At 41.5% G+C, this 1,738-nt stretch carries 1 protein-coding gene; it reads left to right on the top strand.

Features of this window, described 5'->3' with window-relative positions; all coding sequences use genetic code 11:
- The first annotated feature begins 184 nt into the window (after window positions 1-184).
- Entirely contained in the window at window positions 185-1,579 is a 1,395-nt protein-coding gene (locus tag HMPREF9444_RS06075; protein ID WP_009143522.1) for an ISAs1 family transposase, read from the top strand.
- Window positions 1,580-1,738 lie beyond the last annotated feature (159 nt).

Below are 1,738 nucleotides of genomic sequence, written 5' to 3'. Positions count from 1 at the left end.
TATAGTGACAACGCATAATGATCCGGCTCACAAATCAGGAACATAGTTTTATTCTAAATACTTGATTTACGATCACATTTTTTAAATGCAATTCTGTGACTTTTAAAATGTGATAAAAAGATCAAAGTTCTTGCGAGGTTCGACTTATTATCTCTTATAAATCATAGAGTAAGGATAATAAAATATGGGTATTACCGATGACCTCGCCAAACCGATACGTCAGCTGCAGCGCAGTATTGAACTATCGGTAGTAGATCCGCGCAATCAAGCCTTAATTTCTTATCCTTTAAGTACTCTTTCGGTAATTATCGTTTTGGCAAGAATGTCCGGCTGTGAAAATATGACTGCGGCAGCGCATTTTTATGCGGAGAATAAAGAGAAGCTCAAAAAGTATATCTACGGGCTCGGAGATGAAAGTCCGACAGCGCAGACTTTACGCCGGGTACAAAGCATTCTTGACGGCAAACATGTACTTGAATATTTCTCGGAGTATTTCGTTAACTGTTGTATAGGGATAAAGACTGTCGATACGGAGCCGGAGCTTAAAGACCGTGACGTCATCAGCTGCGACGGGCAGAATATCCGGGCGACGCGCAGTACAAGCCGTGGAGATAAAAGAAAATCAACGGGTTATGACATAGTACAGATGTACAGTCATAAGTACGGCATAACCTTAAGTCAGAAAATCACCGATAAGAAGAATCATGAGGCTCAGGCGATTATTGAAATGCTGCCCATGATAAATGCAGTACACTGCATTTTCACGTGGGACGCAATCAACACGCAGCATAAAACTTTAAAGGCTGTGACGGAAGCGAGAGGAGATTTCATAGTCTGCGTAAAGAGTAATCAGGGAACTTTATATGAAGAAATCGTTACGGCCTTTGAGTACGAACTCCCCGATGAAGCGGTAAGTGCAGCCCGTACTTCAAGCGGGCACGGACGCATTGAACAAAAAGATATTGCCGTTCTTCCCGTTGAGCTTGCATTAACAAAAGAAATGCGCCGGAAGTGGCCGGATATCGCAACGGTGATATGCGTAAATACCACCCGCTATATTAAGAGCTCCGGTAAAGAGCAAACGGAAAAGCGCTATTTTATTTCTTCAATTGAGATTGATTATGACGATGAAGATTATGCTTCACAGATACAGGATGTTATTTTATTAAGATGGCAGGTAGAGGTAAGTCATTGGTATTTGGATATGTGCTTTATGCAGGACCGGTTGCCGCTCAGAAACCGTGATTACATTAACAATCATACTTACTTTACTAAGATGGCATTTAACATTCTAAGCTATGTCAAAAATCACTGTCCTGAAGATAGACAGGGACGGACACCGTCTATGGCAAGCCTGCAGTATGCCTGCCGGGATGCCGAAACGGCAATAAGATTCTGCATGGCTTATGTTACGCAGGACAAGCGTTACTTTTTGGAGGATGAAAGGCTATATCTTTTAAAGATACTGAAAAGGCCGGCAATAAAAGATGATTATGTGGAGCCCAAACCGGAGATTCCGGAAAACGGAATGGCACGCCTTGCCATGTTGGGAAGAAAAGGTATAAAAGCCCACGGTTAAAAATTAAAAAGTTTTAAGCACTGTGCTCTAAACAAGCGCAGAGATATCTATTGTCACGACAAAAAGATCCGCGCAAAACAATTAGCTTCGATCATTTATTTATCTTTATATTCACGGAATAAGCGTTTGTGATAATCTTCACATGAAGTTGTCGCCATA

The organism is Succinatimonas hippei YIT 12066 (genome assembly GCF_000188195.1).
Lineage (GTDB): Bacteria > Pseudomonadota > Gammaproteobacteria > Enterobacterales > Succinivibrionaceae > Succinatimonas > Succinatimonas hippei.
Note: the sequence above shows the minus strand (reverse complement) of the source record. Positions and strands in the feature narration are given on the sequence as shown.

Bases quoted from the DNA above. Each gene is read 5' to 3' on its own strand.
- HMPREF9444_RS06075 (WP_009143522.1), top strand. From the start codon at position 185: ATGGGTATTACCGATGACCTCGCCAAACCGATACGTCAGCTGCAGCGC.